Annotated in this window: 29 protein-coding genes; 21 read left to right on the top strand and 8 right to left on the bottom strand. The window is 65.3% G+C overall.

The window, feature by feature from the left end; translation table 11 throughout:
- The first annotated feature begins 85 nt into the window (after window positions 1-85).
- From ACX17K_RS12725 to ACX17K_RS12795, 15 genes are all read left to right on the top strand, one after another.
- On the top strand, window positions 86-1063 hold the full coding sequence (locus ACX17K_RS12725) for a KpsF/GutQ family sugar-phosphate isomerase (RefSeq protein ID WP_493775087.1): 978 nt from the start codon (window positions 86-88) through the stop codon (window positions 1061-1063).
- Window positions 1064-1109: 46 nt separating this feature from the next.
- On the top strand, window positions 1110-1634 hold the full coding sequence (locus tag ACX17K_RS12730; protein WP_021476568.1) for a KdsC family phosphatase: 525 nt from the start codon (window positions 1110-1112) through the stop codon (window positions 1632-1634).
- A complete protein-coding gene (gene lptC / locus ACX17K_RS12735) occupies window positions 1631-2200 on the top strand; it encodes an LPS export ABC transporter periplasmic protein LptC (protein ID WP_493775088.1) in 570 nt (189 codons plus the stop codon). Before ACX17K_RS12730 ends, lptC begins: the two co-directional genes overlap by 4 nt.
- Window positions 2190-2747, top strand: coding sequence for a lipopolysaccharide transport periplasmic protein LptA (lptA, locus tag ACX17K_RS12740; protein ID WP_021476570.1), 558 nt, complete (start codon window positions 2190-2192; stop codon window positions 2745-2747). The genes lptC and lptA overlap by 11 nt, the downstream gene beginning before the upstream one ends.
- Entirely contained in the window at window positions 2744-3472 is a 729-nt protein-coding gene (lptB, locus tag ACX17K_RS12745; protein ID WP_046155702.1) for an LPS export ABC transporter ATP-binding protein, read from the top strand. The genes lptA and lptB overlap by 4 nt, the downstream gene beginning before the upstream one ends.
- A gap of 3 nt (window positions 3473-3475) precedes the next feature.
- On the top strand, window positions 3476-4876 hold the full coding sequence (locus tag ACX17K_RS12750) for an RNA polymerase factor sigma-54 (protein WP_493775089.1): 1401 nt from the start codon (window positions 3476-3478) through the stop codon (window positions 4874-4876).
- A 67-nt stretch (window positions 4877-4943) separates the two neighbouring features.
- Window positions 4944-5276 carry a ribosome hibernation-promoting factor, HPF/YfiA family gene (gene hpf, locus ACX17K_RS12755; protein ID WP_493775090.1) on the top strand — a complete coding sequence of 111 codons (333 nt, stop codon included), beginning with the start codon at window positions 4944-4946 and terminating at the stop codon, window positions 5274-5276.
- A 124-nt stretch (window positions 5277-5400) separates the two neighbouring features.
- Complete coding sequence (gene ptsN, locus ACX17K_RS12760; RefSeq protein ID WP_021476574.1) at window positions 5401-5862, top strand: PTS IIA-like nitrogen regulatory protein PtsN; 462 nt, start codon at window positions 5401-5403, stop codon at window positions 5860-5862.
- Entirely contained in the window at window positions 5855-6811 is a 957-nt protein-coding gene (gene hprK / locus ACX17K_RS12765) for an HPr(Ser) kinase/phosphatase (protein ID WP_021476575.1), read from the top strand. Before ptsN ends, hprK begins: the two co-directional genes overlap by 8 nt.
- Window positions 6792-7634: an RNase adapter RapZ gene (rapZ, locus tag ACX17K_RS12770; protein WP_493775091.1), complete on the top strand. Its 843-nt coding sequence runs from the start codon at window positions 6792-6794 to the stop codon at window positions 7632-7634. The genes hprK and rapZ overlap by 20 nt, the downstream gene beginning before the upstream one ends.
- 54 nt (window positions 7635-7688) lie before the next feature.
- On the top strand, window positions 7689-8294 hold the full coding sequence (locus tag ACX17K_RS12775) for a flavin prenyltransferase UbiX (protein WP_021476577.1): 606 nt from the start codon (window positions 7689-7691) through the stop codon (window positions 8292-8294).
- Window positions 8291-9763: an NAD(P)H-hydrate dehydratase gene (locus ACX17K_RS12780; protein WP_493775092.1), complete on the top strand. Its 1473-nt coding sequence runs from the start codon at window positions 8291-8293 to the stop codon at window positions 9761-9763. The genes ACX17K_RS12775 and ACX17K_RS12780 overlap by 4 nt, the downstream gene beginning before the upstream one ends.
- Window positions 9764-9830: 67 nt before the next feature.
- Window positions 9831-10754, top strand: coding sequence for a DMT family transporter (locus ACX17K_RS12785; protein ID WP_493775093.1), 924 nt, complete (start codon window positions 9831-9833; stop codon window positions 10752-10754).
- A 137-nt stretch (window positions 10755-10891) separates the two neighbouring features.
- The gene (locus tag ACX17K_RS12790) at window positions 10892-12403 is read left to right on the top strand and encodes a sensor histidine kinase (RefSeq protein WP_493775094.1); all 1512 of its coding nucleotides are present in this window, start codon (window positions 10892-10894) and stop codon (window positions 12401-12403) included.
- Window positions 12400-13992 carry a DUF3369 domain-containing protein gene (locus ACX17K_RS12795; RefSeq protein WP_493775095.1) on the top strand — a complete coding sequence of 531 codons (1593 nt, stop codon included), beginning with the start codon at window positions 12400-12402 and terminating at the stop codon, window positions 13990-13992. Before ACX17K_RS12790 ends, ACX17K_RS12795 begins: the two co-directional genes overlap by 4 nt.
- Window positions 13993-14059: 67 nt before the next feature.
- On the opposite strand, the gene trhA is transcribed toward ACX17K_RS12795, so the two are convergent.
- From trhA to ACX17K_RS12830, 7 genes are all read right to left on the bottom strand, one after another.
- The gene (trhA, locus tag ACX17K_RS12800) at window positions 14060-14677 is read right to left on the bottom strand and encodes a PAQR family membrane homeostasis protein TrhA (protein WP_021475102.1); all 618 of its coding nucleotides are present in this window, start codon (window positions 14675-14677) and stop codon (window positions 14060-14062) included.
- 162 nt (window positions 14678-14839) lie between these two features.
- Window positions 14840-15496 carry an adenylate kinase gene (gene adk / locus ACX17K_RS12805; protein WP_046155692.1) on the bottom strand — a complete coding sequence of 219 codons (657 nt, stop codon included), beginning with the start codon at window positions 15494-15496 and terminating at the stop codon, window positions 14840-14842.
- A gap of 57 nt (window positions 15497-15553) precedes the next feature.
- The gene (kdsB, locus tag ACX17K_RS12810; protein WP_493775096.1) at window positions 15554-16309 is read right to left on the bottom strand and encodes a 3-deoxy-manno-octulosonate cytidylyltransferase; all 756 of its coding nucleotides are present in this window, start codon (window positions 16307-16309) and stop codon (window positions 15554-15556) included.
- Entirely contained in the window at window positions 16306-16488 is a 183-nt protein-coding gene (locus ACX17K_RS12815) for a Trm112 family protein (protein WP_046155690.1), read from the bottom strand. The genes kdsB and ACX17K_RS12815 overlap by 4 nt, the downstream gene beginning before the upstream one ends.
- Window positions 16478-17497, bottom strand: a complete 1020-nt coding sequence (gene lpxK, locus ACX17K_RS12820; protein ID WP_493775097.1) for a tetraacyldisaccharide 4'-kinase — start codon at window positions 17495-17497, stop codon at window positions 16478-16480. Before lpxK ends, ACX17K_RS12815 begins: the two co-directional genes overlap by 11 nt.
- A 13-nt stretch (window positions 17498-17510) precedes the next feature.
- Complete coding sequence (locus tag ACX17K_RS12825; protein WP_021475097.1) at window positions 17511-17927, bottom strand: ExbD/TolR family protein; 417 nt, start codon at window positions 17925-17927, stop codon at window positions 17511-17513.
- Between the two features lie 2 nt (window positions 17928-17929).
- Window positions 17930-18544, bottom strand: a complete 615-nt coding sequence (locus ACX17K_RS12830) for a MotA/TolQ/ExbB proton channel family protein (RefSeq protein WP_231152077.1) — start codon at window positions 18542-18544, stop codon at window positions 17930-17932.
- Window positions 18545-18822: 278 nt separating this feature from the next.
- Between ACX17K_RS12830 and ACX17K_RS12835 the strand changes: the two genes are divergently transcribed.
- Complete coding sequence (locus ACX17K_RS12835; protein WP_493775098.1) at window positions 18823-19281, top strand: DUF4442 domain-containing protein; 459 nt, start codon at window positions 18823-18825, stop codon at window positions 19279-19281.
- 62 nt (window positions 19282-19343) lie between these two features.
- Here ACX17K_RS12835 and ACX17K_RS12840 read toward each other — a convergent pair whose 3' ends face one another.
- Window positions 19344-19640, bottom strand: a complete 297-nt coding sequence (locus ACX17K_RS12840) for an ArsR/SmtB family transcription factor (RefSeq protein ID WP_021475094.1) — start codon at window positions 19638-19640, stop codon at window positions 19344-19346.
- A 108-nt stretch (window positions 19641-19748) separates the two neighbouring features.
- Here ACX17K_RS12840 and gpmI point away from each other — a divergent pair, with 108 nt between their 5' ends.
- The 5 genes from gpmI (at window position 19749) to ACX17K_RS12865 (ending at window position 25967) form a co-directional block, all read left to right on the top strand.
- Window positions 19749-21272, top strand: coding sequence for a 2,3-bisphosphoglycerate-independent phosphoglycerate mutase (gene gpmI / locus ACX17K_RS12845; RefSeq protein ID WP_493775099.1), 1524 nt, complete (start codon window positions 19749-19751; stop codon window positions 21270-21272).
- Between the two features lie 72 nt (window positions 21273-21344).
- Window positions 21345-22685 carry a murein hydrolase activator EnvC family protein gene (locus tag ACX17K_RS12850; RefSeq protein ID WP_493775100.1) on the top strand — a complete coding sequence of 447 codons (1341 nt, stop codon included), beginning with the start codon at window positions 21345-21347 and terminating at the stop codon, window positions 22683-22685.
- A gap of 43 nt (window positions 22686-22728) precedes the next feature.
- Entirely contained in the window at window positions 22729-24144 is a 1416-nt protein-coding gene (locus ACX17K_RS12855; protein ID WP_231163398.1) for a S41 family peptidase, read from the top strand.
- Window positions 24145-24288: 144 nt separating this feature from the next.
- Complete coding sequence (gene argA / locus ACX17K_RS12860) at window positions 24289-25596, top strand: amino-acid N-acetyltransferase (protein WP_493775101.1); 1308 nt, start codon at window positions 24289-24291, stop codon at window positions 25594-25596.
- A 98-nt stretch (window positions 25597-25694) separates the two neighbouring features.
- Complete coding sequence (locus ACX17K_RS12865) at window positions 25695-25967, top strand: oxidative damage protection protein (RefSeq protein ID WP_021475089.1); 273 nt, start codon at window positions 25695-25697, stop codon at window positions 25965-25967.
- Window positions 25968-25983: the final 16 nt, after the last annotated feature.

Genomic DNA, 25983 nt, shown 5'->3' on the forward strand with positions numbered 1-25983 from the left:
TTGGCAACGGAAAACACGACCGCCAAGCAAAACTTGCACCAGCACCCGCGTCAATCGATTATAACCTTTGATATACTTTTGCCTTATGGAAAAAAATCACACCAGCCGGCTGGAAACGGCGCGCGAAGTGCTGCATGAAGAAGCGGCCGCGCTGAACACGCTGGCCGAACGCCTGAACGGCGACTTCCTGGAGGCGGTGGAGATCATTCTGTCCTGCCAGGGCCGCGTGATCGTCACCGGCATGGGCAAGTCGGGCCACGTCGCCCGCAAGATCGCCGCCACGCTGGCCAGCACCGGCACGCCGGCCTTCTTCGTGCATCCGGCCGAGGCCGCCCACGGCGACCTCGGCATGATCACCGGCGACGACGTGGTGATCGCGCTGTCCAACTCCGGCGAGTCGGCCGAAGTGGTGTCGCTGCTGCCGGCGCTGAAGCTGAAGGGCGGCAAGCTGATCGCGGTGACCGGCCGGTCGGAATCCACGCTGTCCCAGGCCGCGGACGTCCTGCTGCACACGCATGTCGAGCGCGAAGCGTGTCCGCTGAACCTGGCCCCGACCACCAGCACCACCGCGCAGATGGCGCTGGGCGACGCGCTGGCCGTCACGCTGATGGAGGCGCGCGGCTTCGGCCAGAGCGATTTCGCGCTGTCCCACCCGGGCGGCAGCCTGGGCCGGCGCCTGTTGGTGCACGTGAAGGACCTGATGCACGCCGGCGGCGACCTGCCGCGGGTGGCGCCGGGCACGTTGCTGAAGGACGCGTTGCTGGAAATGTCGCAAAAACGGCTGGGCATGGTCACGGTCAGCGAGGCCGACGGCACGCTCCACGGTATCTACACCGACGGCGACCTTCGCCGCACGCTGGAAAAAGGCGTGGACGTCTACAGCCTGAAGATAGACGAGGTGATGGGCCGCAAGCCGCGCTCCATCCAGCCGGACAAGCTGGCGGCCGAAGCCGGCTTTCTGATGAAACAACACCAGATCACCAGCCTGGTGGTCGTCGACGCCCAGGGCAAGCTGGCCGGCGTGCTGCACATGCACGACCTGCTGCGCGCCGGCGTGTTTTAAAACCAGCCGGCCAGTCCCAGCGACTGGCGGCGGCAAGGATCAAGCAATGCGTATGATTTCCGAGCAGGCCCGCAAGGTGAAACTGCTGATCATGGATGTGGACGGCGTGATGACCGACGGCCGCATCTACTACGACGCCCGCGGCGAAGAGAGCAAGTCGTTCTACGTGCAGGACGGCCTCGGCCTGCGCCTGCTGCAAGGCACCGGCGTGCAGCTGGCCATCATTTCCGGCCGCGCCGACCGCTGCGTCGAGCACCGCGCCCAGGCGCTGAAGATCGACCACTACTACGGCGGCGTCCACGACAAGAAAGTCGCGCTGGCCGAGCTGCTGGACAAGACCGGCCTGTCCGCCGAGCAATGCGCGTTCATCGGCGACGACCTGATCGACCTGCCCATCCTGACCCGGGTCGGCCTGGCGGTGGCGGTGCCCGAGGCTCCGCCGCAGGTGCGCCAGCATTGCCACTACGTGACCGGCAATTCCGGCGGCCACGGCGCGGTGCGCGAGCTGGCCGAGCTGATCATGCAGGCCCAGGGCACGTTCGAAGGCGTGCTCGCCCGGTATCTGGCATGATCAAGCTGCTGCGCTCCCATCGCCTGTTCCCGGTGCTGCTGGTCGGACTGACCGCGCTGCTGACGATATGGCTGGACCAGATTTCGCGCTGGGACAGCCACCGCCGCGAACTCGACCCGGACAAGCCCGAGTACGTGGCGGAAAACATGATCGCCACCCGCTACGACAAGCAAGGCAAGCTGATGGACCGGCTGATCGCCACCCGCATGTGGCAGTATCCGGGCAAGCCCGACGCCTATTTCGAGAACCCCGACCTGTATCAGTACCAGCAGGGCGTGCTGCAATACCATGTCACCGGGGAAACCGGCCGCTACAACAACAAGAGCCAGCAGGCCTACTTCGACAAGAAAGTCGTTTTGATCAAACCCGCAGACAGCAAGCAGCCCGAGACCCGGCTGGTCAGCAGCGCGATGTTCGTCGATACCGGCAAGCGCTTCGCCAGCTCCAAGGCGCCGTCGGTGATCTACCAAGGCAACTCGGTCGCCAACTCCATCGGCTTCAGCTATCAGGAGTCGCTGGGCCTGCTCAATCTGTATTCCAAGACCAAGATCGTCTATGCCAAATAATTCCCGCATCCTGCTGGCCGGCCTGCTGCTGTCCGCCTCCGCGCTGGCGCACGCCGAACAGGCAGACAAAACCAAGCCCATCGAGATCACCAGCGACAATGGCTGCACCATGGAGCAGACCAAGGGCGTCTCCACCTGCACCGGCAACGTGGTGGTGATCCAGGGCACGCTGCGCCTGAACGCCGACAAGGTGGTCGCCACCCAAGACCCGCAAGGCAACCAGACGCTGCAGGCCACCGGCCGCATCGTCACCTTCCGCCAGAAGCTGGACAACAACAGCGGCTGGATCGAAGGCCAGTCCAGCAAGCTGGACTACGACAGCGCCAAGCACTTCGCGGTGCTGACCGGCAACGCCCGCGTCAAGCGCAACGGCGACCTCGTGATCGGCAACGTGATCACCTACGACACCCAGAGCGAGGTCTACCAGGTGATGGGCGGCGGCGCCAACGCCGGCAAGGGCGGACGCACCACCGTGATCCTGCAGCCGAAGAACACCGCGTCGCAACCGGCGGCCGCCAAGCCCGCCGCCGGAGCCGCCGCGCAATGAAGCACAGCATCCTCACCGTCACCAACCTGAAAAAGCGCTTCAAGAAGCGCACCGTGGTCAAAGACGTGTCGCTCAGCATCGAGAGCGGCGAAGTCGTCGGCCTGCTCGGTCCCAACGGCGCCGGCAAGACCACCAGCTTCTACATGATCGTCGGCCTGATCGGCGCCGACGACGGCGACATCCGCCTGGACGACGCGTCCATCACCCACTACCCGATCCATCAGCGCGCCCAGCTCGGCCTCGGCTACCTGCCGCAGGAGGCGTCCATCTTCCGCCGCATGACGGTGGAAGAGAACATCGCCGCCATCCTGGAAATCTCCGGCCTCAAGGGCAAGGAGCTGGAGAAAGAGCTGGACCTGCTGCTGGACGACCTCAACATCGGCCACCTGCGCGACAGCAACGCGCTGTCGCTGTCCGGCGGCGAGCGCCGCCGGGTGGAGATCGCCCGCGTGCTGGCCACCCGCCCGCGCTTCATCCTGCTGGACGAGCCGTTCGCCGGCGTGGACCCGATCGCGGTGATCGACATCCAGAAGATCATCTCCTTCCTGAAGGAGCGCGGCATCGGCGTGCTAATCACCGACCACAACGTGCGCGAGACGCTGCGCATCTGCGACCGCGCCTACATCATCAGCGACGGCTCGGTGCTGGCCTCCGGCGAGCCGGAAGAACTGGTCAACAACGAGAGAGTGCGCGAGGTCTACCTCGGCGAGCACTTCCATCTGTAAACGATGAAACAGGCACTTCAGCTCAAGGTATCCCAGCAACTGACGCTGACGCCGCAGCTGCAGCAATCGATCAAGTTGCTGCAACTGTCCACGCTGGACCTGCAGACGGAGGTGGAGCGTTTCCTGCTGGACAATCCGCTGTTGGAGCGCGGCGACGAGCCCCGCGACGGCGAAGCCGCGGCCGACAGCGCGGAGCAGCCCGAAAGCGCGGCCGAGCCGCAAGAGGCGGATGGACGCGACGACAGCGCCGGCGAGCTACTAGATTGGGGCGCGGGCAGCCGCAGGGGGGACGACGACGACTTCGACCCCATGCTCAACGTGCCCTGCCCGGTCAGCCTGCGCGAACACCTGCTGACCCAATTGAGCGAGATCGCCCTCTCCGACCGCGACCGCGCGGTGATGCGCCTGCTGATCGAGGAGCTGGACGACGACGGCTACCTGCCGCTGGAGCTGGACGAGCTGGCCGGCAACCTGCCGCTGGAGCTGGAGCTGGAAGTCGACGAGCTGGCCGTGGGCCTCAAGCTGCTGCAGCAATTCGATCCCGCAGGCGTCGGCGCCCGCTCGCTGGCAGAATCGCTGACGCTTCAGCTGCAGCGCCTTCCCGGCGGCGAGCCCGGGCACGCGCTGGCGCTGGCCATCGTCCGCGAGCACCTGGCCCTGCTCGGCGGCCGCGACTACGCCAAGCTGAAAAAGCTGCTGCGCTGCGACGACGCGGCGCTGCGCGGCGCGCAGGCGCTGATCGCCCGCCTCAACCCGCACCCGGCCACCGGCTTCGGCCACGGCGACATCCATTACGTGATTCCCGACATCAGCGTGCGCAAGCTGCGCGGCCGCTGGGCGGCCGAGCTCAATCGCGCGGCGATGCCCCGCCTGCGAGTCAACCGGCTGTACGAGCGCATGCTGGCCGACCAGCGCGCCGGCGGCGAAATGTCCGGCCGTTTGCAGGAGGCGCGCTGGCTGGTCAAGAACATCCAGCAACGGTTTGACACCATACTCAAAGTGGCGGAAGCTATCGTTGAGCGCCAGCAATCGTTCTTTGAGCACGGCGAAGTGGCGATGCGCCCGCTGATCCTGCGGGACATCGCGGAAGAACTGGGCCTGCACGAATCCACCGTTTCCCGATCCACCAGCCAGAAATACCTGCTTTGTTCGCGGGGCTTGTTCGAACTCAAGTATTTCTTCGGCAGTTCGCTGGAAACTGAAAGCGGCGGAGAGTGCTCCGCCACGGCGATCAAGGCCCATATCCGCGGCATGATAGACGCCGAGGACCGCGCGAAGCCGTTGTCCGACAGCGCCATCGCCGACGCGCTGGCCAAGCAGGGAATACAGGTTGCCAGACGCACCGTAGCCAAGTATCGTGAAGCCATGCAGATTCCGGCGGTGAATCTGCGCAAGGCACTGTAGGGCGCCTCAAGAATACAATGCCGCCCGGCAACCCGACCGGGTGGTCAACACCAGAAGGAGCTAGGGTATGAACCTCAAAGTAACTGGCCTGCACCTGGAAGTCACCCCGTCGCTGCGCGAATACATCGAGAACAAGCTCGAGCGCATTACCCGCCATGTCGACCACGTGATCGATATCTCCGTCACCCTGTCGGTGGACAAGCTGGTCCAGAAGGCTGAAGTCAATGTGCACCTGTCCGGCAAGGACATCCACATCGAAGCTTCCGAGGCCGACCTCTACGCCGCCATCGACCTCCTGATGGACAAGCTGGACCGCCAAGTCCTGAAGTACAAGGAAAAGCTGACCGAGCACCGCGCGCTGGGCTCGGGCGAAGCGTCTCAGACCCAGGCCACGCTGTAAGGCCTAGCTGAAGACAACGGGAGCCTGACGGTTCCCGTTTTTCTTTGCGCTTGCCGGTTTTCAGTACTATCAAGGCAACGTAGAATTCACAGTTTCACCCCAAGAGCCGCATGCATAATCCAACATGACTCTCATCGGCAAGATCCTGACCCCGGACCATATCCTGCTGGATCTGGACGTCGCCAGCAAGAAGCGGGTGTTCGAACAAGTGGGGCTGCTCGTGGAGAATACCCGCGGCATCGCCCGCAGCGAGGTTTTCGACAGCCTGTTCAGCCGTGAAAAACTGGGCTCCACCGGACTCGGCCAGGGCGTGGCCATTCCCCACGGCCGCGCGCGCGGCCTCAAGGAAGCCACTGGCGTGTTCATCCGCCTGAAGGCGCCCATTCCCTTCGACGCGCCGGACGGCAAGCCGGTGCAATGCCTGTTCGTGCTGCTGGTCCCCGAGCACGCCACCGACCTGCACCTGCAGGTGCTGTCGGAGCTGGCGCAGCTGTTCTCCAGCCGCCAGATGCGCGAGCAGATGCTGGGCACCGGCGCGCGCGACGAACTGTACAAGCTGCTTTGCGAATGGACGCCCCATGCCTAGCATCACCGTGCGCCGGCTGTATCAGGAAAACCAGCAGAAGCTGAATCTGACTTGGGTCGCCGGCACCGGCGGCTCCGACAACGTGATCGGCAACGACGACCAGCGCCCGACGCTGGCCCTGGTCGGCCACCTGAACTTCATCCACCCCAACCGGGTGCAAGTGCTGGGCCTCGCCGAGGTCGACTACCTGAACAAACTGGAGCAGTCGGCGGCCAAGACCGCGCTGGACCAGCTGTTCCACAAGAGCATGTCGGTGGTGATGGTCACCAACAACCAGCCGGTGCCCCGGCTGCTGCGCGACTACTGCCACAGCCACAACGTGCCCCTGATGTGCAGCACGCTGGAAAGCCCGTACCTGATGGACGTGCTGCGGATCTACCTGGCCCGCGCGCTGGCGGTGTCGACCGTGCTGCACGGCGTGTTCCTCGACGTGTTCGAGATCGGCGTGCTGATCATGGGCGACTCCGCGATGGGCAAGAGCGAGCTGGCGCTGGAGTTGATCTCCCGCGGCCACGGCATGGTGGCCGATGACGCCGTCGAGCTGTACCGCATCGGCCCAGATACGCTGGAAGGCCGCTGCCCGCCGCTGCTGCGCGACTTCCTGGAAGTGCGCGGCCTCGGCATCCTCAACATCCGCACCATCTTCGGCGAGACCGCGGTCCGCCCCAAGAAGGTGCTGAAACTGATCATCCATCTGGTCAAGGCCAACGACCAGGCGATGCAGGCGCTGGATAGGCTGAACATCCAGTCCGAGACCCAGGACATCATCGGCGTCACCGTGCGCAAGGTAGTGCTGCCCGTGGCCGCCGGCCGCAACCTGGCGGTGCTGGTGGAGGCCGCCGTGCGCAACTACATCCTGCAGCTGCGCGGCATCGACAGCACCCGCGAATTCATCGAACGCCACACCAATTTCTTGCGAGACCAGGAAAATGCGCCTGATATTGATTAGCGGCCTGTCCGGTTCCGGCAAGTCGGTGGCACTGCGCGCGCTGGAAGACTCGGGCTTCTACTGCGTGGACAACCTGCCCGCCACCATGCTGCCGGAAGCGATGGCGATGTATGCCGACTTCGGCTACAAGGACATCGCCATCAGCGTGGACACCCGCTCCGGCCCCACGCTGGGCGCGCTGCCCAAGGTGGTGGAATCCCTGAAGGCCCAAGGCATCGATGTGCGGCTGCTGTTCCTGGAGGCCAAGCCGGAAACCCTGGTCAAACGCTTCTCCGAAACCCGTCGCCGCCATCCCCTGTCCGACACCGGCATCACGGTGGAGGAAAGCATATTGCTGGAACAGGAAATGCTGGCCGAGGTGCTGGAGCTGGGCACCCGCATCGACACCAGCGAGCTGTCCGCCAACGCCCTCAGAAGCTGGGTGCGCGAACTGGTAGACGCCGACAGCAACCAGCTGACGCTGATCTTCGAATCGTTCGGCTTCAAGCACGGCGTGCCGCAGGACGCGGATTTCGTCTTCGACGCCCGCTGCCTGCCCAACCCCTATTACGATCCGCAGCTGCGCCCGTTCACCGGCCGCGACCAACCCATCATCGACTTCTTCGCCGGCCACCAGGAAGTGGCCGAGATGATAGCCGACATCCAGGCGATGATCGCCAAGTGGCTGCCCTGCTACGGCAAGGAAAACCGCAGCTACCTGACGGTGGCCGTCGGCTGCACCGGCGGCCAGCACCGCTCGGTGTACATCATCGAGAATCTGGCGCGCGCCTTTCCCGACCGCCAGGTATTGGTCCGCCACCGCCAGCTTTACCGCGAACACTGACCATCGGCGGGGCCCGCCGCCCTGCCCGTCCAGCCCGGCTGGAGAAAGAAGCCGATGACCCGCAAGACCGTCACCGTCGCCCTCACCGGCGCCTCGGGCCTGCCTTACGGCCTGCGCCTGATCGAGGCCCTGCTCGCCGCCGGCGCGCGGGTGTGGGTGTTGTATTCCCAAGCCGCCCAGGTGGTGGCCAAGCAGGAAATGCAACTGACCCTGCCCTCGCGTCCGGCCGAAATGAAGGCCTGGCTGCAAGCGCGCTATCCCGCCGGCGACGGCCAACTGGAAGTGTACGGCCGCGAGGAATGGTTCGCGCCGGCGGCGTCCGGCTCCAATCCGCCGGACGCGATGGTGGTCTGCCCGTGCTCGATGGGCACGCTGGCGGCAATTCGCCACGGCATGAGCGACAATCTGATCGAACGCGCGGCCGACGTCTGCATCAAGGAGCAGCGCAAGCTGGTGCTGGTGCCGCGCGAAACGCCGCTGTCCGCCATCCACCTGGAAAACATGCTGGACCTGGCGCGCCTGGGGGTGGTGATCCTGCCCCCCGCCCCCGGCTTCTACACCCATCCCAAGAGCGTGGACGACATGGTGGACTTCGTCGTCTCCCGCATCCTCGATCAACTGGGCGTCGAACAAACGCTGACGCCGCGCTGGGGAGAATGAGCATAGACGGCGGCCCGATCCTGAGCCTGGAAGCGCTGCGCCGGCTGGAACAGGCCGCCGCCGACCATGGGCTGAATCTGATGCGCCATGCCGCGCAGGCCGCCGCGGACTGGGTCACCCGCCATTGCCCGCCCGCCTCGCCGCTGCTGGTTTGCGCCGGCCCCGGCAACAACGGCGGCGACGCGTTGCACGCGGCGCTGGCGCTGCGCAAGCGCGGCCATCCGCTGACGGTCCTGCAACCCGTCGCGCCGGCCAGCGACGAATGCCGCGCCGCGCGCAGGCAGGCGGAAAAAGCCGGCCTCGCCATCCTGGCCGAATTGCCCGACCGCGCGCCGCCTCCGGCGCTGCTGATAGACGGCCTGTTCGGCATCGGCCTGTCCCGTCCGCTGGACCCCACCTGGCAAGACCTGATAAATCGGCTGAATCGCTTCGATTGCGCCAAGTTGGCGCTGGACTGCCCCAGCGGCTTGGACGCCTATACCGGGCAGCCTCAAGGCGCGGCCATCCGCGCCGACCACACCCTGACCTTCCTCTGCCACAAGCCGGGGCTGTTCGGCGGCCCCGGCGCCGACCTCGCCGGCCAGGTGGAGCTGGCCATGCTGGACTGCCCCGCCAGCCTGTATCCGCAAGCCGAAGGCGAGCTCAACCGCCCGCCGGCCGCGGCGCTCGCCCGCAACCGGGACAGCCACAAGGGCAGCTATGGCTCCGTATCCGTCATCGGCGGCGCGCCTGGCATGCTGGGCGCGGCGCTGCTCGCCGGCCGCGCCGCGCTGGCCGGCGGCGCCGGCAAGGTCTATCTGTGCCCGCTGGACGACAGGCTGCCGGTCGATCCGGCCGCGCCGGAACTGATGGTGCGCCCGGCGGACGAGGCCGCGGACCTGCCCGTCGCCGACGTGCTGGCCGTCGGCCCCGGCCTGGGGAGACAGGAACTGGCAGAGCGGCTGCTAGAGCAAGCCATCGCCCGCGCCGTTCCCCTGGTGCTGGACGCCGACGCGCTCAATCTGCTGGCGGTCCGCCGCGATCTGGCCGCCCTCGTCGCCGAGCGCAAGGCGCCTACCGTGCTGACGCCCCACCCCGCCGAAGCCGCCCGGCTGCTGCGGCTGGGCGCTCAAGAGATCCAGGCCGATCGCGTGGCCCATGCCCGCCGGCTGGCCGCAGGCCTCAACAGCGTCGTCGTGCTGAAAGGCGCCGGCAGTCTGATCGCGCGGCCCGATGGCTACTACCGCGTCAATGACAGCGGCGGACCGGAACTGGCCGTCGCCGGACAGGGCGATGTGTTGACCGGCCTTATCGCCGCGTTGCTGGCCCAGGGCCTGGACGCTTTCGACGCCGCCTCGCTGGCGGTCCGGCTGCACGGGCTGGCCGGCGACGGCTACCGCGCCGAAAACGGCGGCCCGATCGGCCTCTCCGCCTCCGCGACCATCCCTCGCCTCAGCCGCGCGCTCAACCGCCTGCTGGCCGGAGGCTGAAGCGTTTTGCCGATGACAGCGGTTTGTGGTTAAGATCAAGCGGCAAGTCCCACATCGGAGAGCCGTCTTGTCGTCCGCCCATAATCAGAAAAAAGCCTACGCCTTCGGCCTCGGCGCCGTATTGGCCTGGTCCACCGTCGCCAGCGCCTTCAAGCTCAGCCTGCAACACCTCAGTCCGATGCAACTGGTGCTGTACGCCAGCGCCGCCTCCCTGCTGTCTCTGCTGTCCATCCTGGCCTGGCAGCGCCGCTTGCCCGAGCTGGCCTCCGCCTTCCGCCGCCACTGGAAAAGTTCGCTGCTGTTCGGCGCGGTCAATCCCTTCGTCTACTACTTGGTGTTGTTCGAAGCTTATTCGCTGCTGCCGGCGCAGGAAGCGCAGGCGATCAACTACACCTGGGCGCTGACGATGGCCCTGCTGGCCGTGCCGCTGCTGAAGCAGAGGCTGCGCGCCCAGGACGCCGCCGCCGCGCTGATCTGCTATCTGGGCGTGCTGGTGATCGGCACCCGGGGGCGCTTGCTGGAGCTGCACTTCTCCAACCAGCTGGGCGTGTTGCTGGCGCTCGTTTCGACGCTGCTGTGGGCCGGCTACTGGATCTTCAACACCCGCGACGCTCGCGAGCCGGTGCTGGGCCTGACGCTGAATTTCGCCTGCAGCCTGCCGCTGAGCCTGGCCTGGTGCGCCTGGCACGGCCAACTGGCGCTCCCGGCCTGGCAAGGGCTGGCCGGCGCCGCCTATGTCGGCGCGCTGGAAATGGGCTTCACCTTCGTGCTGTGGCTGTCGGCGATGAAGCTGACGCGCAGCACCGCCAGCATCGCCAACCTGATTTTCCTGGCGCCGATGGCGTCGCTGCTGCTGATCCACCTGATCGTCGGCGAGGCCATCCTGCCGTCGACGCTTCTGGGCCTGGCGCTGATCCTGGGCGGCCTGCTCGCGCAGAAGCTGCCGCTGCGCCGCTCGCAAACGCAACCGCTGGCCGCGCCTCCGTCCTGAGCCGCGACCGCGCGCGGACCAAGAGCCGTTCTCGATCCGGCATGGCAATTCCTTCGCCCTCTGCCTACGATTCATTCTGAGGGCACGGGTAAACAGGCACCATGAAAAGTATCAAGACAAGGTTAATGTTATGGCTGATGGCATGGATCACCACCATTCTGGGGACGACTGGACTGTATTTCTACATCCATGACTACAATATCGACCAGAATGACTTCCAGACCCAGCGCGCCGCCGTGCAGTCGCGGCTTTCCCTGTCCCTGCCGCACGGCATCTGGCAGCTAGACGACGAAAACGTCCGCCTGGCACTGGACAGCGAGCTGAGCTGGCCCTCGGTGATCGCCATCAACGTCAAGGGCGAAAGCGGCCTCAATCTGGGCCGCACCCGCGACGCCAACGGCAATCTGCGCGACATGCTGCCAAACGAGCAGCCCAAGGTCGACGACACCCTCAGCATTCCCATCATCTACCAGGGCAAGGAGCACCTGGGCACCGCCACCGTCTACCTGTCGCACGACGCACTGCGCGCGCGCGAAGACCAGCACCTGATCACCATCGTCGCCCAGATCGTCCTGCTGGACGGACTGATCTTCTTCATCATGTCGTTCAATCTGCAGCGCTTCATCTTCCAGCCGCTGGCCAAGCTGCAGCAGGCGCTGAACACCGCGATCCGCGCGCCGGACGCCAGCGGCGCCCAGATCACCCATCTGGCCGACGACGAGATCGGCGGCATCGTCAACGGCTTCAACCGCATCGTCGCCCGCACCGCCGCCGACCTGGTGAAGCGGACCGCGGCCGAGGCGATCGCCCGCGAGGAAAAAGAGAAGGCGCAGCAGGCCTACAGCCAGCTGATGGCGACGCAGGAGACGCTGGTGGAGGCGGAAAAGATGGCGTCGCTCGGCAGCCTGGTGGCCGGCGTCGCCCACGAAATCAACACCCCGGTCGGCATCACGCTGACCGCTGCCTCGCACCTCGGAACCGCCACCTCGCACATCACCGGCAAGCTGGACAGCGGCAACATCAAGAAGAGCGACTTCCAGAGCTATCTGGAGACGGCGCAAGAATGCTGCGAGCTGATCCTGGCCAACTCCGAGCGCGCCGCCAACCTGATCCACAGCTTCAAGCAGGTGGCGGTGGACCAGACCAGCGAGGCCAGGCGCAGCTTCCACCTGCACGATTACCTGAACGAGGTGATCACCAGCCTGAAACCCCGCTTCAAGCACACCAAGGTCTCGATAGACATCCAGTGCGAGGAGGACATCCTGCTGGACAGTTACCCCGGCGCGCTGGCCCAGGTGCTGACCAATCTGGTGGTCAACGCGCTGATACACGGCTACGAAGGCGGCGAGATCACCGGCGCCATCGTCATCGAGGCCCATCGCAACGCCGCCCAGCATGTATCGATGACCATCAGCGACAGCGGCAAGGGCATCACGCAGGAAAACCTGAGCCGGGTATTCGAACCCTTCTTCACCACCCGCCGGGGCACCGGCGGCAGCGGCCTCGGCCTCAACATCGTCTACAACATCGTGCGGCAGCGACTGGGCGGCAACATCGAGGTTCACAGCGAGGTTGGACAGGGCACCCGATTCACGCTGGACATGCCTTGCATCGCCCCCACCGTCCAGCATAAGGAGAATGTGGCATGAGCCAACAAGCATCCCTTCCAGACGACGACAACTGGCTGCTGGACGACAACGACGGCGAGGAAACGCCCCGTCCGTCCGAAGTGCGCAAGCCCTGGAAAGTGCTGATCGTCGATGACGAAAAGGACGTGCACACCGCCACCCGCATCGCGCTGCGCGGCATCAGCTACAAGGAGCGCCCGCTGGATCTGCTGAGCGCCTACAGCGGCGCCGAGGCCTTCCAGATGCTGCAGCAGCATCAGGACATCGCGCTGATCATGCTGGATGTGGTGATGGAAAGCGAGGACGCGGGCCTGAGGCTGGTGCACCGCATCCGCGAGGAGCTCACCAACGGCGTGGTGCGCATCGTGCTGCGCACCGGCCAGCCCGGACAGGCCCCCGAGCAAGAGGTCATCCTCAATTACGACATCAACGACTACAAGACCAAGACCGAGCTCACCACGCAAAAGCTGTTCACCACCACCATCGCCTCGCTGCGCGCCTACGAAAACCTGGTGTCGCTGGAAAAGAACCGCCAGGGCCTGGCCAAGATCCTGGAGAGCGCGTCCGATCTGTACCAGCTGCACTCGCTGCGGGAGTTCGCGTCCGGCGTGCTGCGCCAGATCAGCGCGCTGCTGGACATCGGCACCGACGGCATTCTGTGCGTGCGCAACGACAACCTGGTCGGCCGGCCTGAACTGGAAATCCTGGCGGTGTCCGGCGCCTACGAATACCTGGCGGAATCCGGCGACCTGTCCAACGAGCCGCACCTGGAAGCGGTGTTCCAGCAGGTATTCAAGGAAAAGCGCAGCATTTACCAGCATCCCTACGACGTGCTGTACATCTCCTCGCGCAACCGCCGCGAATTCGCCGTCCACTTCATGCCGCAATGGCCGCTGGACGCCGTGGAGCGCGACTTGCTGGACGTGTTCTGCCAGCGCATCTCGGCCGCCTACGACAACCTCTATCTGTACAACCAGCTGCGCAGCGCGCAAGAGGCCACCGTGGTGGCGCTGGCCGACCTGGCGGAATTCCGCGACACCGACACCGGCGACCACGTGCTGCGGGTGCAGAAGCTGACCGACGCCATCGCCGAGGAAATGGCCGGCGACAACCATTACCCCGAGCTGATGACCCGGGAGTTCATGGACATGGTGGGCATGGCCAGCATCCTGCACGACATCGGCAAGGTGGCGACGCCCGACAATATCCTGTTGAAACCCGGCAAGCTGGACCCTGACGAGCGCGCCATCATGGAGCAGCACGCGACCATAGGCGCGCAGATCCTGGCCAAGTCCGCCCAATTGGTGGAGGGCGCCAGCTATCTGTCGCTGGGCTCGGAAATCGCCGGCGGCCACCACGAACACTTCGACGGCAACGGCTATCCCAGCAAGCTCAAAGGCCAGGACATCCCGCTGTCCGCCCGCATCGTCGCGGTGGTGGACGTGTTCGACGCGCTGCTCAACAAGCGTCCCTACAAGGAGCCGTGGAGCATGGAGGACACGATGAAGTACATCAATGGCCGCGCCGGCACCCAGTTCGACCCGCACGTGGTCGCCGCTTTGAGCCGGCTGGTGGACGAAGACAGGCTGCCGGTTCAGTTCGGCGACTGAGCCTCGGCGCCCGCAAAAGAAAAACGGCAGCGAAACGCTGCCGTTTTTTCGTTTCCGCCCGATAAGCTCAGGCCACGTAGTTCAACACGCACAGATACTGGCAGATGCTGCCGCCCAGCACGAACAAATGCCAGATGCCGTGGCCGTGGCGTATCTTCTCGTCGTTCAGGAACCAGTAGATGCCCGCGCTGTACAGCAGGCCCCCCAACGCCAGCCAGAACAGGCCGCCAGGCTCCAGCGCCTCGATCAGCGGCTTGATCGCGATCAGCACCAGCCAACCCATCGCCACGTACAGGATCATGGACAGGATGCGGGTGCGCCGTCCCAGCGTCAGCTCCTGGATGATGCCGAACAGCGCCAGCCCCCAGCTGACGCCGAACAGGGTCCAGCCCCAGGCGCCGCGCAGCGTCACCAGCGCGAACGGCGTGTAGCTGCCGGCGATCAGCAGATAGATCGCCGAATGGTCGCACTTCTGCAGGATGGCCTTGGCCCGTCCCCTGAAGCTGTGGTACAGCGTCGAGATCAGGTACAGCGTCACCAGCGTGCCGCCGTACAGGCTGAAACTGACGATTTTCCAAGGATCGCGCTGCATGGCCGCCTCGACCACCAGCACCACCAGACCGGCTATCGCCAGCAAGGTGCCGGCAAGATGCGAATAGCCGTTGAAGCGTTCGCCGCGATACATATTGTTTTTCCTCGAGGCCGGCATCCGGCCGGCGCTTGCTGCAGTTTGGAGCCTCATTCGCTCCTCAAGGTTCCATTGTCCCCCGTCCGACGGTCCAAGACCAGCGGTTTGCTCAAACAAAAAGCGGGCCGAGGCCCGCTTGTTTCCCGACCACCGCCGGAATCAGGCGCCCAGCGCCTTCAGCACCTCGTCGCGCACGGTTTCCACCGCGCGGGTGCCGTCGATCTTCACGTACTTCGGCGCCTTGGCGCTGCCGCTCTCAGCCAGCTTGCCGTAGAAGCCCACCAGCACGGCAGTCTGTTCGTGGTAGACGGACAGGCGCTTCTTGACGGTTTCTTCCTTGTCGTCGTCGCGCTGAACCAGCTCTTCGCCGGTCACATCGTCCTTGCCGGCCGCTTTCGGCGGGTTGAAGGCGACATGGTAGGTGCGGCCCGAGGCCAGGTGCACGCGGCGGCCGGCCATGCGCTCGACGATGGCGGCGTCCGGCACGTCGATCTCAACCACGTAGTCGATGTCCACGCCGGCGGCGATCATCGCCTCGGCCTGCGGAATGGTGCGCGGGAAGCCGTCGAACAGGAAGCCGTTGCCACAGTCGTCCTGGGCGATGCGCTCCTTGACCAGGCCGATGATGATGTCGTCGCGGACCAGGCCGCCGGCATCCATGATGGCCTTGGCTTCCAGGCCCAGCGGGGTGCCGGCCTTGACCGCGGCGCGCAGCATGTCGCCGGTGGAGATTTGCGGGATGCCGAACTTCTCGCGGATGTAGTTGGCCTGGGTGCCTTTGCCGGCGCCCGGAGCGCCCAACAGGATCAATCGCATTTATGTGACTCCAGTCTGTTTGATTTATGAATTCTTTATGGAGCGCCTACAGCCCCCTCAAGCGAACAGCCGTCGCACCCGTTCCAGGTCTTCCGGCGTGTCCACCCCGGCGGCCGGCGCCTCGTCCGCCAATGCCACCGCGATGCTGTAACCATGCCAGAGCACGCGCAATTGTTCCAGCGCCTCGTACTGCTCCAGCGGTCCCGGCTCCAGGCCGGCGTAGGCGGCCAGGAAGCCCGCGCGGTAACCGTACATGCCGATATGGCGGTAGACCGGCAGTCCGGCCGGCAGCGCCGAATGGTCTGCGGCGTAGGCGTCGCGGGCGTAAGGAATAGGCGCGCGGCTGAAATAGAGCGCGCGGCCGTTCTTGTCGAGCGCCACCTTCACCACATTGGGATTGAAATGGTCGGCCGCGTCGTGCAGCGCGTGCGCCAGCGTCGCCACCGGCGCGTCGCCGGCGGCCAGCAACTCGGCCAGCCGGTCGATCAGCTCAGGCTGGATCAGCGGCTCGTCGCCCTGCACATTGATCACCAGCGCGTCGGCCGGCAGCGCCAGCTTGGCGGCCACCTCGGCCAGGCGGTCGGTGCCGCTGGCGTGGTCTTCGCGCGTCAGCGCCGCCTCGACACCGTGGGCGGCGCAGGCGGCCAGGATGTCGGCGTGGTCGGTGGCGACGACGACGCGGGAAGCGCGGCTCTTCGCCGCCTGCTCGGCCACGCGCACCACCATCGGCTTGCCTGCGATGTCGGCCAGCGGTTTGCCCGGCAGGCGGCTGGACGCCATCCGCGCCGGAATCACCACGACGAAACCGTTCATTTGACTTCTTCTTCCGGCGGCAGCTCGCGCGCCTCGCTCTCCAGCATCATCGGAATGCCGTCCTTGATCGGGAACGCCAGGCGGTCGCCCTTGCAGATCAGCTCTTCCTTGCTCTTGTCGAACACCAGCGGACCCTTGCACAGCGGGCACACCAGGATTTCCAGAAATTTAGCGTCCATGTTTCGTCTTCAAGCGGGCTAGTATCCATTCGCACAGATCAGGCGCCAGCGAGGCCTGAACCGGCAAAACCCATAGTCTAGCACGCTGCGCCGCGTCATGAAGCGCGCGCGCGAGCTTGACCGCGTCCTTGCTGGTGACGATCACCGCGTCGGCGTCGGCGGGAATGTCGCCGGGCGCGAACGCGTGATGGTCGGGAAAAGCCAGCCGCCGATCGACGACGATGCCCTGCGCCGCCAGCGTGTCGAAAAAGCGCTCGGGGTGGCCGATGCCGGCCAGCGCCGCCACCTTCAAGCCGGAAAAACCGGCCGCGTCCCGCGTGCGCGACGCGTCATCGAGCGCATGGCAGGCGCCGGGGCGCAGCGTCATGGCGAAGCGCGGCAGCGCCGCCGGCAAGGCCAACATCCCGCCCTCGCCGTTGACCACGGCGGCGTCCACCGTCTCCAGCCGCGACGGCGGCTCGCGCAGCGGGCCGTTGGGCAGCAGCCTGCCGTTGCCCAGGCCGCGCCTGCCGTCCAGCACCGCGATCTCCAGATCGCGCGCCAGCCGGTAATGCTGGAGGCCGTCGTCGCTGAGGATCAGCTCGACGTCCGGATGCAGCGCCAGCAGGCGGCGGCCGGCGGCGACGCGGTCGCGCCCCACCACCACCGGCGCGCCGGCGGCGGCCAGCAGCAACGGCTCGTCGCCGACCAAAGCCGGATCGCTGTCCGGCTTCACCTCGGTCGGCGTCGCCGCCTCCCCGCCGTAGCCGCGGCTGATCACCCCGGCCTTGACCCCTCTCGCGGCGAAATCGCGCAGCAGCGCCAGCGTCAACGGCGTCTTGCCGACGCCGCCGACATTGATGTTGCCGATCACCACCACCGGAACCGCGAGCTTTTCGCTCGTTTTCCAGCCGCGGCGGAACGCTTGCCGGCGCAAAGCGGCCAGCAGCGCAAAAAGCCCTTCCAGCGGAGCCAGAAGGGCTGTCAGCCAGCCTCGCGGCCGGTACCAGTGTTGTTCTATCAAACGCATGCCGCCTCAGGCTTCACTTCAGGTTCTGGGTGGCAAAAGTCAGTTGCGACAAGCCGGCCTCGCGGGCCGCCTCCATCACGGCGATCACCGACTGATGGGTGGACCTGGCGTCGGCGTTGACCACCACCACCACATCGCGCTTGCCGGCCGCGGCGGCCTTCAGGCTGGCCAGCAGCGCGGCCTTGTCGCCGCCGGGCAGCTTGGCGTCATTCACCGCCATCGCGCCGTCGGCGGCCACCGCCACCTTGATCTCGACGGTCTTGCTCTGCTGCTGCTCGCCCTGCGCGGTCGGCAGGTTGATCTTCAGTTCGGAAAAATGCGAGTACGTGGTGGTGACCATCAGGAAGATCAGGATCACCAACAACACGTCGATCAGCGGGATGAAATTGATCTCCGGCTCTTCCCGGGCTCTGCCGCGACGAAAATCCATGCTCAGCTCCCGTTCTTGCGCTCGCCGTGCGCCACTTCCACCAGCTTGACCGCCTGCGCCTCCATTTCCACCAGCAGGCCATCCACCTTGGAGCGGAAATAGCGGTAGAACATCATGCTGGGGATCGCGACGATCAGGCCGAAGGCGGTGTTGTACAGCGCGACGGAAATGCCGTGCGCCAGCTGCTGCGGATTGGCGCCGCTGGCGTTCTGCGAGCCGAAGATCTCGATCATGCCGATCACCGTGCCCAGCAGGCCCAGCAGCGGCGCCATCGCGGCGATGGTGCCCAGCGTGGTCAGCAGGCGCTCCAACAGATGGGCGACCTGGCGGCCCTCGTCCTCGATCGCTTCCTTCATCACTTCGCGGCTGCCGTGCACATTGCGCAGGCCGGCGGCGAACAGGCGGCCCAGCGGCGAATGGCCCTGCAATCGCTGCAGCAGCTCGTCCTTGTCGCCTATGCGCCGGTATTCCTGCAAGGTCTGCGCCAGCAGCCCCTGCGGCACCACCGCGCCGCGCCGCAGCGTGTACAGGCGTTCCAGAATGATGGCCAGCGACACCACCGACGCGGCGATGATGGTCCAGATCGGCCAGCCGGCCGCTTCAACGATAGCCCACACGAAGCATTCTCCGTCATCGATACAAACGCCAGACTTTATTCCCTACAGCCGGGTTCAGGCAACCTCGCGGGAATAAATTTCACGCCGCCTGCCACTTTTTTGGGCAAGCACTGTCAAAAGCCGTTGCCATCGGCTTGCCGCGCAACTTATCCACAAGGTTATTCCGCGATTGCTGTGGATAAATCGACAAGCGCATGGACGGATTTTTCCGCGCCGGCATTGACACCGGTCAAAGCTTTGCCGACGATGGAAATATCCAAACGACCGTTTGAATAAAAATGAACCTGCCCATCTGGCTGATCAAGCTGCTGTTCAATCTGTGGCCGCCCTTTCTCGGCGCCGGCATCCGCGTGCACAAACTGTCATCCGACTTCCGCCAGGCCGAGGTCAGGCTCAAACTGGGCCTGGGCAACCGTAACTACGTCGGCACCCATTTCGGCGGCAGCCTATATGCGATGACAGACCCGTTCTACATGCTGATGCTGCTGCGCCAGCTGGGCGGCGACTACTACGTGTGGGACAAGACCGGCAGCATCGACTATCTGAAACCCGGCCGCGGCACGGTGCGCGCGCTGTTCGACCTCACCGACCAACAACTGGCCGACATCCGCGAGCGCACCGTCGACGGCGAAAAGCATCTGCCGGAGATGACGGTGGAGATCCGCGACGCCGACGACGAGCTGGTGGCCGTGGTGCACAAGACGCTGTACGTCCGCAAAAAGCCGGATCGCCGATGAGCAGGATCCATGTAGAAAAAGCCGCATCGAGCGGCTTTTTCTACATGGATCCCGGGAAGCGCTTACTCCCCGAAACCACAGAACACTTCGCGCATCATCCTGAGCACGTCCAGCGTGCGGATGTCGCCCACCCGGTAGTAGACCCGGTTGGCGTCCTTGCGCGTGCGCAAAACGCCCTTGTCCCGCATAATGGCCAAGTGCTGGGAAATATTGCTCTGGGAAGTGCCAACCTGCTCGACGATGTCTTGCACGCTCACCTCCCTGTCTTCCAGCACCGATATGATCTTCAGACGCAGCGGATGCGACATGGCCTTCATCGCCCGCGATGTCTGTTCGATCTGGTCGTCGTTGAACAGCAAAGCTTTTCTCCTAATGTAGCCTGACATTTTTTTGATTTGACTGCGGTACAATAGTATCCACAAAACCAGATACTATCAAGGTTTTCTAATATTCTGAATGCGAATGCCATGAAATCCATCAAGCCAGTGTTGTTATTGATCCTCGACGGTTTCGGCCACCGCACGGAAGGCGATGACAATGCCATCCTGCACGCCAGAATGCCGGTATGGAACCGCCTGCGCGAACAGTACGCGTACGGAACGATCAACGCCTCGGAAAACTTCGTCGGCCTGCCTTCCGGCCAGTTCGGCAACTCCGAGGTAGGCCATCTGAACATCGGCGCGGGCCGCATCGTCCAGCAGGACATCAGCCGCATCGACTGCGACATCGAGGACGGCCGCTTCGCCGACAATGACACGCTGCAGCAAGCCATGAGCAAAGCTCAAGGCTCGGCCCTGCATATCCTGGGCCTGCTGTCCGATGGCGGCGTTCACAGCCACGAAAACCACATCCACGCGCTGATCCGCGCCGCCCAGGCCGCCGGCGTGCCCAAGATTTACGTCCACGCCTTCCTCGACGGCCGCGACACGCCGCCGCGCAGCGCCGAAACCTATCTGAAGCGCCTGGACGCGGTGTTGGCCGAGTGCCCGAACGCGCGCCTGGTTTCCGTGACCGGCCGCTACTGGGCGATGGACCGCGACAAGCGCTGGGAGCGCGTCGAGCCCGCTTACCGGCTGCTGGTGGATGGCGAAGGCCTGTTCCACGCCGAAACCGGCCTGGAGGCGCTGGCCGCCGCCTATGCCCGCGACGAAAACGACGAATTCGTCAAAGCCACCGGCATCGGCGCGCCGGTGAAGATGCAGGACGGCGACGCGCTGATCTTCATGAACTTCCGCGCCGACCGCGCCCGCCAGCTGACCACCGCGCTGACCGACCCAGCCTTCGACGGCTTCAAGGCCCGCCAGCCCAAGTTCGGCTGCTACGCCACCCTCACCAGCTACGGCGAAGCTTATTCCGCGCTGCCCACCGCCTACGCGCCCCAGAAGATCCACAACGGCATGGGCGAATACCTGTCGTCGCAGGGCCTGAAGCAGCTGCGGATCGCCGAAACCGAGAAATACCCGCACGTCACCTACTTCTTCAACGGCGGCGAGGAACAGGTCTACCCGGGCGAGGATCGCATCCTGGTGCCGTCACCCAAGGTGGCCACCTATGACCTGCAGCCGGAAATGAGCGCCGGCGAAGTCACCGACAAGATCGTCGCGGCGATCCAGTCCGGCCAGTACCAGGCCATTTTCTGCAACTACGCCAACGGCGACATGGTCGGCCACAGCGGCGTGTTCGACGCCGCGGTCAAGGCGGTGGAGGCGTTGGACGGCTGCATCGAGCGCTGCGTGGACGCGATGCTGGCCGCCGGCGGCGAGGTGCTGATCACCGCCGACCACGGCAACTGCGAGCAGATGTACGACGGCCAGCACCACCAGCCGCACACCCAGCACACCACCAACCAGGTGCCCTTCCTGTATATCGGCCGCCCGGCCAAGATCCGCGCCGGCGGCTCGCTGCGCGACATCTCGCCGTCGCTGCTGAAAATGATGGGACTGGAACAACCGGCGGAGATGACCGGTCAATCGCTGATCGACTTCCAATAATCGCCTCACGGAGCGGCGGCCATGTTCCGGCATGGCCGCCGCTATTGCCTCAAGCGAAAGAATACCAAGGGCATGAAACCTTACCTGCTGCTGGCCTTGCTGGCCGGCGCCGCCCAGGCGGCCAACACCAACGCCTCCTCCACCAGCCTGTCCACCGCGCCGCATCAGCAGGACCTGAAAAACGTGCGCAAGGAAATCGACAGCCTGAGAAAGGATCTGGCGCAGAAACAGACGGTCCAGAAAGAGGCGCAGTCCGCGATCCAGGAGTCTGAGCAGGCGATCACCCAGACCAAGCAGGCGCTGGCCACGCTGGAGCAGCGCCAGAGCCGCTCGGAACAGCAATTGGCCGAGCTGCGCGGCAAGATCGAGCAGACCCAGGCCAAGCTGGCGAACACCCGCCAGCGCGTCGGCCAGATGCTGGTGCGACAGTACAAGAATGGCCGGCACGACGCGATGAAGCTGATGCTGAACGCCGACGACCCCAATCAGAGCGCCCGCGACCTCGCCTACTACCAGCACATCGCCCGCGCCGAACAACAGCTGGTCCAGCAACTGGTCGCCCAGCGGCAGCAACTGGAGACGCTGTCCGCGCAGCTGGAACAGGAGCTGGCGCGGCTGAACAATCTGTCCGACCGCAAGTCGCAGGAAAAGAGCGATCTGGAAAAGGACAAGACCCAGCAGGTGCAGCAACTGAACAAAGTGGCCGGCGAGATCAAGCAGGGCCAGAGCAAGCTGACCCAGCTGCAGGAGGATGAGAAGCACCTGGCCAACGTGATCGCCCAGATCAACCGCGAAATCCAGCGCCGCAAGGCGGAAGCCGCGCGCAAGGCCGCCGAGGCGCGCAAAGCCAAGCTGGCCGCGGCTCGCGAAGCCGCGCGCAAGGAAAACGAGCGCCGCCGCAAACTGGCCGAGCAAGCCAAGAAACAGGGCAAGCCGGTGCCGGAAGAGGCGAAGAAGCCGGTGATCGTCAAGGAAGAGCCGGTCCAGAAAGTGGACGACGTCGCCGACGACAGCGCCTCCGGCCGCGCCTTCGCCAGCCTGCAGGGCAAGATGAAGATGCCGGTGGCCGGCCAGATCGGCGGCGCCTACGGCAAGCCGCGCAAGGAAGGCACCACCTGGAAGGGCGTGTTCATCCGCGCCGCAGCCGGCCAGCCGGTGCGCAGCGTGGCCGACGGCACCGTCGTCTATGCCGACGAGTTGCGCGGATTCGGCAAGGCGGTGATCATAGACCATGGCGGCAATTACATGACGGTGTACACCAATCTGTCCGCCATCGCCAAATCGTCCGGCGGCAGCGTCAAGGCCGGGGAAACACTCGGCAACACTGGATCGCTGGACAACGGGGAATCCGGATTGTACTTTGAAATCCGGCACCTGGGCCGCACCCTCAACCCGCAAGCCTGGACACGCTAAGGTGCCGGACACGGAGAATCAGCAAAGCATGAGCAGCCAAAAAATGAAGAAAATCGCATGGTTGGTGGCAGGCGCCATGGCCGGTGGCGTACTGACCCTCAGCATGCAGGCCCTGGCCGACAAGGAAGCCTCGCCGCTGCCGCTGAACGAACTGCGCACCTTCGCCGAGGTGTTCAGCGTGATCAAGCAAAGCTACGTCGAGCCGGTGACGGACAAGAAACTGATCGACGAAGCCATCAAGGGCATGCTGACCGGCCTGGATCCGCATTCCGACTACATGGACGCCGAGGAATTCAAGGAACTGCGCGAAGGCACGCAGGGCGAATTCGGCGGCCTGGGCATCGAGATCGGCGCCGAGGACGGCCTGGTCAAGGTGGTGTCGCCGATCGAGGACACGCCGGCGCAGAAGGCCGGCATCAAGAGCGGCGACCTGATCATCAAGATCGACGACACCCCGGTGCGCGGCCTGTCGCTGAACGACGCGGTGAAGAAGATGCGCGGCAAGCCGGGCAGCAAGGTCACCCTGACCATCGCCCGCAAGAACGAAGCCAAGCCACTGGTCTTCACGCTCGCGCGCGCGGTGATCAAGACCAAGAGCGTCAAGTACAAGATGCTGGAATCGGGCTACGGCTACGTGCGCATCGCCCAGTTCCAGGAACATACCGCGGAAGACCTGGCCGCCGGCCTGCAGAAGCTGTACCAGGAGAACAAGCAGCCGCTGAAGGGCCTGGTGCTGGACCTGCGCGACGACCCGGGCGGCCTGCTGAACGGCGCCGTCGGCGTCGCCGCCGCCTTCCTGCCCAAGGACAAGCTGGTGGTCTACACCGAGGGCCGCACGCCGGACGCCAAGATGCGCCTGACCGCCACGCTGCAGAACTACGCCCGCCAGAACGGCAGCGACCCGCTGGCCAAGCTGCCGGTGGCGGTGCGCAGCGTGCCGCTGGCCGTGCTGGTCAACGGCGGCTCCGCCTCGGCGTCGGAAATCGTCGCCGGCGCGCTGCAGGACCACAAGCGCGCGGTGCTGGTGGGCACGCAGACTTTCGGCAAGGGCTCGGTGCAGTCCATCCTGCCGCTGGGCAGCCAGGGCGGCATCAAGCTGACCACCGCCCGCTACTTCACGCCTAGCGGCCGTTCCATCCAGGCCAAGGGCATCACGCCGGACGTGGTGGCCGAGGACGCGACGCTCACCGCCGCCGATCAGGCGCTGCGCGTGCGCGAGGCGGACCTGGAAAACCACCTGGCCAATCCCAACGGCGACGACAAGCCGGCCAAGACGGCCAAGCCTGCCGCCAAGCCGGTGCCGCCGCCGGCCCCCGCGCCGGAAAGCAAGGACAAGGAGCCGGCCGCGCCGGATGCGCAGGGCGGGCAACGGATGCCGAATCCGAAGAACGACTACCAGCTGTCTCAGGCGCTGAATGTGCTCAAGGTGCAGCAGATCCTGCAGAAAAACGAGAACTGAGCCTCCGGTTCCCGACATCGTGCCGCCCGGTTCCGCCGGGCGGCATTTTTCATGCCGCCGCGCGTACTTTCCGAAACACAATGCCGCGGCAATCCTGATATTCTTGATGGTTATCCATCCCTTCCACCGGCCGGAGCCCGCCGCATGCTGACCCGCGAGTTCGTCCATACCTTCCGCGAAGCCGCGCCCTACATCAACGCCTACCGCGGCAAGACCTTCGTGCTGGCCATGGGCGGCGAAAGCCTGCTCGACGGCGACTTTTCCAGCATGGCGCAGGACATCAACCTGCTGGTCAGCCTGGGCGTGCGCATCGCGCTGGTGCACGGCATCCGGCCGCAGATCGAAACCCTGCTGCAGCGCCAGGGCATCGCCCCCCAGTTCCACCAGGGCCGACGCGTCACCGACGCCGCCACCATGGACATCGTCAAGCAAGCCGCCGGCGCCACCCGCCACGATGTGGAGGCGCGGCTGTCCATGGGCATGCCGCACTCGCCGATGCACGGCTCCCACCTGCATGTGGCCGGCGGCAATTTCGTCACCGCGCAGCCGCTGGGGGTGCTGGACGGCGTGGACATGCAGTACACCGGCCAGGTGCGCCGGGTGGACGCCGCCGCCATCCGCCAGCGGCTGGACGCCGGCGAGCTGGTGCTGCTGACCCCGGTTGGCTATTCGCTGACCGGCGAAAGCTTCAACCTGACCATGGAAGAGCTGGCCGCCCATGCCGCCATCGCGCTGAAGGCGGAGAAACTGATCTACGTGGTCGAGGGCCGCGGCGTCGTAGAACACGACGGCCAGCTGGTCAGCTCGCTGACCTCCCACCAGGCCGAAGAGATGCTGCAATCGGGCAGCCTTCCCGACGACGTGGCCACCTACCTGCCCTACTGCATCCGCGCCACCCGCGACGGCATCCCGCGCGCCCACTTGGTCAGCCGCCATCAGGACGGCGCGCTGCTGCTGGAGCACTTCACCCGCGGCGGCAACGGCACCATGATCGCCCGCGATCCGCTGGTGCGGGTGCGCAACGCCAGCATCGAGGACGTCGGCGACATCCTGGGCCTGATCCGCCCGCTGGAGGAGCAAGGCATTCTGGTGCGGCGCAGCCGCGAGCGGCTGGAAGTGGAGATCGGCGAATACTCGGTGCTGGAACACGACGGCAAGATCTACGGCTGCGTAGCGATGCACCCGTTCCCGGAGGCGGAAACCGCCGAGCTGGCCTGCCTCGCCGTGTCGCAGGAGAAGCGCGACGGCGGCTTCGGCGAAATGCTGCTCAAGCACGTCGAATACCAGGCGCGCACCCGCGGCCTGCAGTCGTTGTTCGTGCTGACCACCCAGACCTCGCACTGGTTCGTCGAGCGCGGCTTCGCCGAGGCCGACAAGAGCTCGCTGCCGCTGGCCCGCCAACAGTTTTACAATTACCAGCGCCGTTCCAAGGTATTCGTAAAGAAGCTGTAACAATTAACGGCGATGATGCCGCCACGGTTGGAACGGCGCGGGCTCTGTGACACAATAGCCTGTTGTTTCAATCCGATTTCAAGCAAGGATTTCAAGCGATGAGCCGAACCGTTAACTGCATCAAGCTGGGCCGCGAAGCCGAGGGCCTCGACTTTCCCCCGCTGCCGGGCGAACTGGGCAAGCGCGTTTACGAAAGCGTGTCCAAGGAAGCCTGGCAAGGCTGGCTGCGCTACCAGACCATGCTGATCAACGAGAACCGTCTCAGCCTGGCCGACGCCCGCGCTCGCCAGTATCTGGCCAGCCAGCTGGACGCCTACTTCTTCGGCCAGGGCGCCGACGCGCCGGCGGGCTATACGCCGCCGCAGAACTAAAGCCGTGAACAAGCCC

It is taken from the genome of Chromobacterium sp. INPA-IVC (genome assembly GCF_059047085.1).

Coding starts and splice junctions, on each gene's coding strand:
- ACX17K_RS12795 (WP_493775095.1), top strand. CDS start 12,400: ATGAGCCAACAAGCATCCCTTCCAGACGACGACAACTGGCTGCTGGAC.
- lptA (WP_021476570.1), top strand. CDS start 2,190: ATGCCAAATAATTCCCGCATCCTGCTGGCCGGCCTGCTGCTGTCCGCC.
- kdsB (WP_493775096.1), bottom strand. CDS start 16,309: ATGAACGGTTTCGTCGTGGTGATTCCGGCGCGGATGGCGTCCAGCCGC.
- gpmI (WP_493775099.1), top strand. CDS start 19,749: ATGAAATCCATCAAGCCAGTGTTGTTATTGATCCTCGACGGTTTCGGC.
- argA (WP_493775101.1), top strand. CDS start 24,289: ATGCTGACCCGCGAGTTCGTCCATACCTTCCGCGAAGCCGCGCCCTAC.
- ptsN (WP_021476574.1), top strand. CDS start 5,401: ATGACTCTCATCGGCAAGATCCTGACCCCGGACCATATCCTGCTGGAT.
- rapZ (WP_493775091.1), top strand. CDS start 6,792: ATGCGCCTGATATTGATTAGCGGCCTGTCCGGTTCCGGCAAGTCGGTG.
- adk (WP_046155692.1), bottom strand. CDS start 15,496: ATGCGATTGATCCTGTTGGGCGCTCCGGGCGCCGGCAAAGGCACCCAG.
- hprK (WP_021476575.1), top strand. CDS start 5,855: ATGCCTAGCATCACCGTGCGCCGGCTGTATCAGGAAAACCAGCAGAAG.
- lptC (WP_493775088.1), top strand. CDS start 1,631: ATGATCAAGCTGCTGCGCTCCCATCGCCTGTTCCCGGTGCTGCTGGTC.
- ACX17K_RS12750 (WP_493775089.1), top strand. CDS start 3,476: ATGAAACAGGCACTTCAGCTCAAGGTATCCCAGCAACTGACGCTGACG.
- ACX17K_RS12730 (WP_021476568.1), top strand. CDS start 1,110: ATGCGTATGATTTCCGAGCAGGCCCGCAAGGTGAAACTGCTGATCATG.
- lptB (WP_046155702.1), top strand. CDS start 2,744: ATGAAGCACAGCATCCTCACCGTCACCAACCTGAAAAAGCGCTTCAAG.
- ACX17K_RS12865 (WP_021475089.1), top strand. CDS start 25,695: ATGAGCCGAACCGTTAACTGCATCAAGCTGGGCCGCGAAGCCGAGGGC.
- ACX17K_RS12850 (WP_493775100.1), top strand. CDS start 21,345: ATGAAACCTTACCTGCTGCTGGCCTTGCTGGCCGGCGCCGCCCAGGCG.
- ACX17K_RS12790 (WP_493775094.1), top strand. CDS start 10,892: ATGGCATGGATCACCACCATTCTGGGGACGACTGGACTGTATTTCTAC.
- trhA (WP_021475102.1), bottom strand. CDS start 14,677: ATGTATCGCGGCGAACGCTTCAACGGCTATTCGCATCTTGCCGGCACC.
- ACX17K_RS12855 (WP_231163398.1), top strand. CDS start 22,729: ATGAAGAAAATCGCATGGTTGGTGGCAGGCGCCATGGCCGGTGGCGTA.
- hpf (WP_493775090.1), top strand. CDS start 4,944: ATGAACCTCAAAGTAACTGGCCTGCACCTGGAAGTCACCCCGTCGCTG.
- ACX17K_RS12725 (WP_493775087.1), top strand. CDS start 86: ATGGAAAAAAATCACACCAGCCGGCTGGAAACGGCGCGCGAAGTGCTG.
- lpxK (WP_493775097.1), bottom strand. CDS start 17,497: ATGCGTTTGATAGAACAACACTGGTACCGGCCGCGAGGCTGGCTGACA.
- ACX17K_RS12835 (WP_493775098.1), top strand. CDS start 18,823: ATGAACCTGCCCATCTGGCTGATCAAGCTGCTGTTCAATCTGTGGCCG.
- ACX17K_RS12775 (WP_021476577.1), top strand. CDS start 7,689: ATGACCCGCAAGACCGTCACCGTCGCCCTCACCGGCGCCTCGGGCCTG.
- ACX17K_RS12825 (WP_021475097.1), bottom strand. CDS start 17,927: ATGGATTTTCGTCGCGGCAGAGCCCGGGAAGAGCCGGAGATCAATTTC.
- ACX17K_RS12780 (WP_493775092.1), top strand. CDS start 8,291: ATGAGCATAGACGGCGGCCCGATCCTGAGCCTGGAAGCGCTGCGCCGG.
- ACX17K_RS12815 (WP_046155690.1), bottom strand. CDS start 16,488: ATGGACGCTAAATTTCTGGAAATCCTGGTGTGCCCGCTGTGCAAGGGT.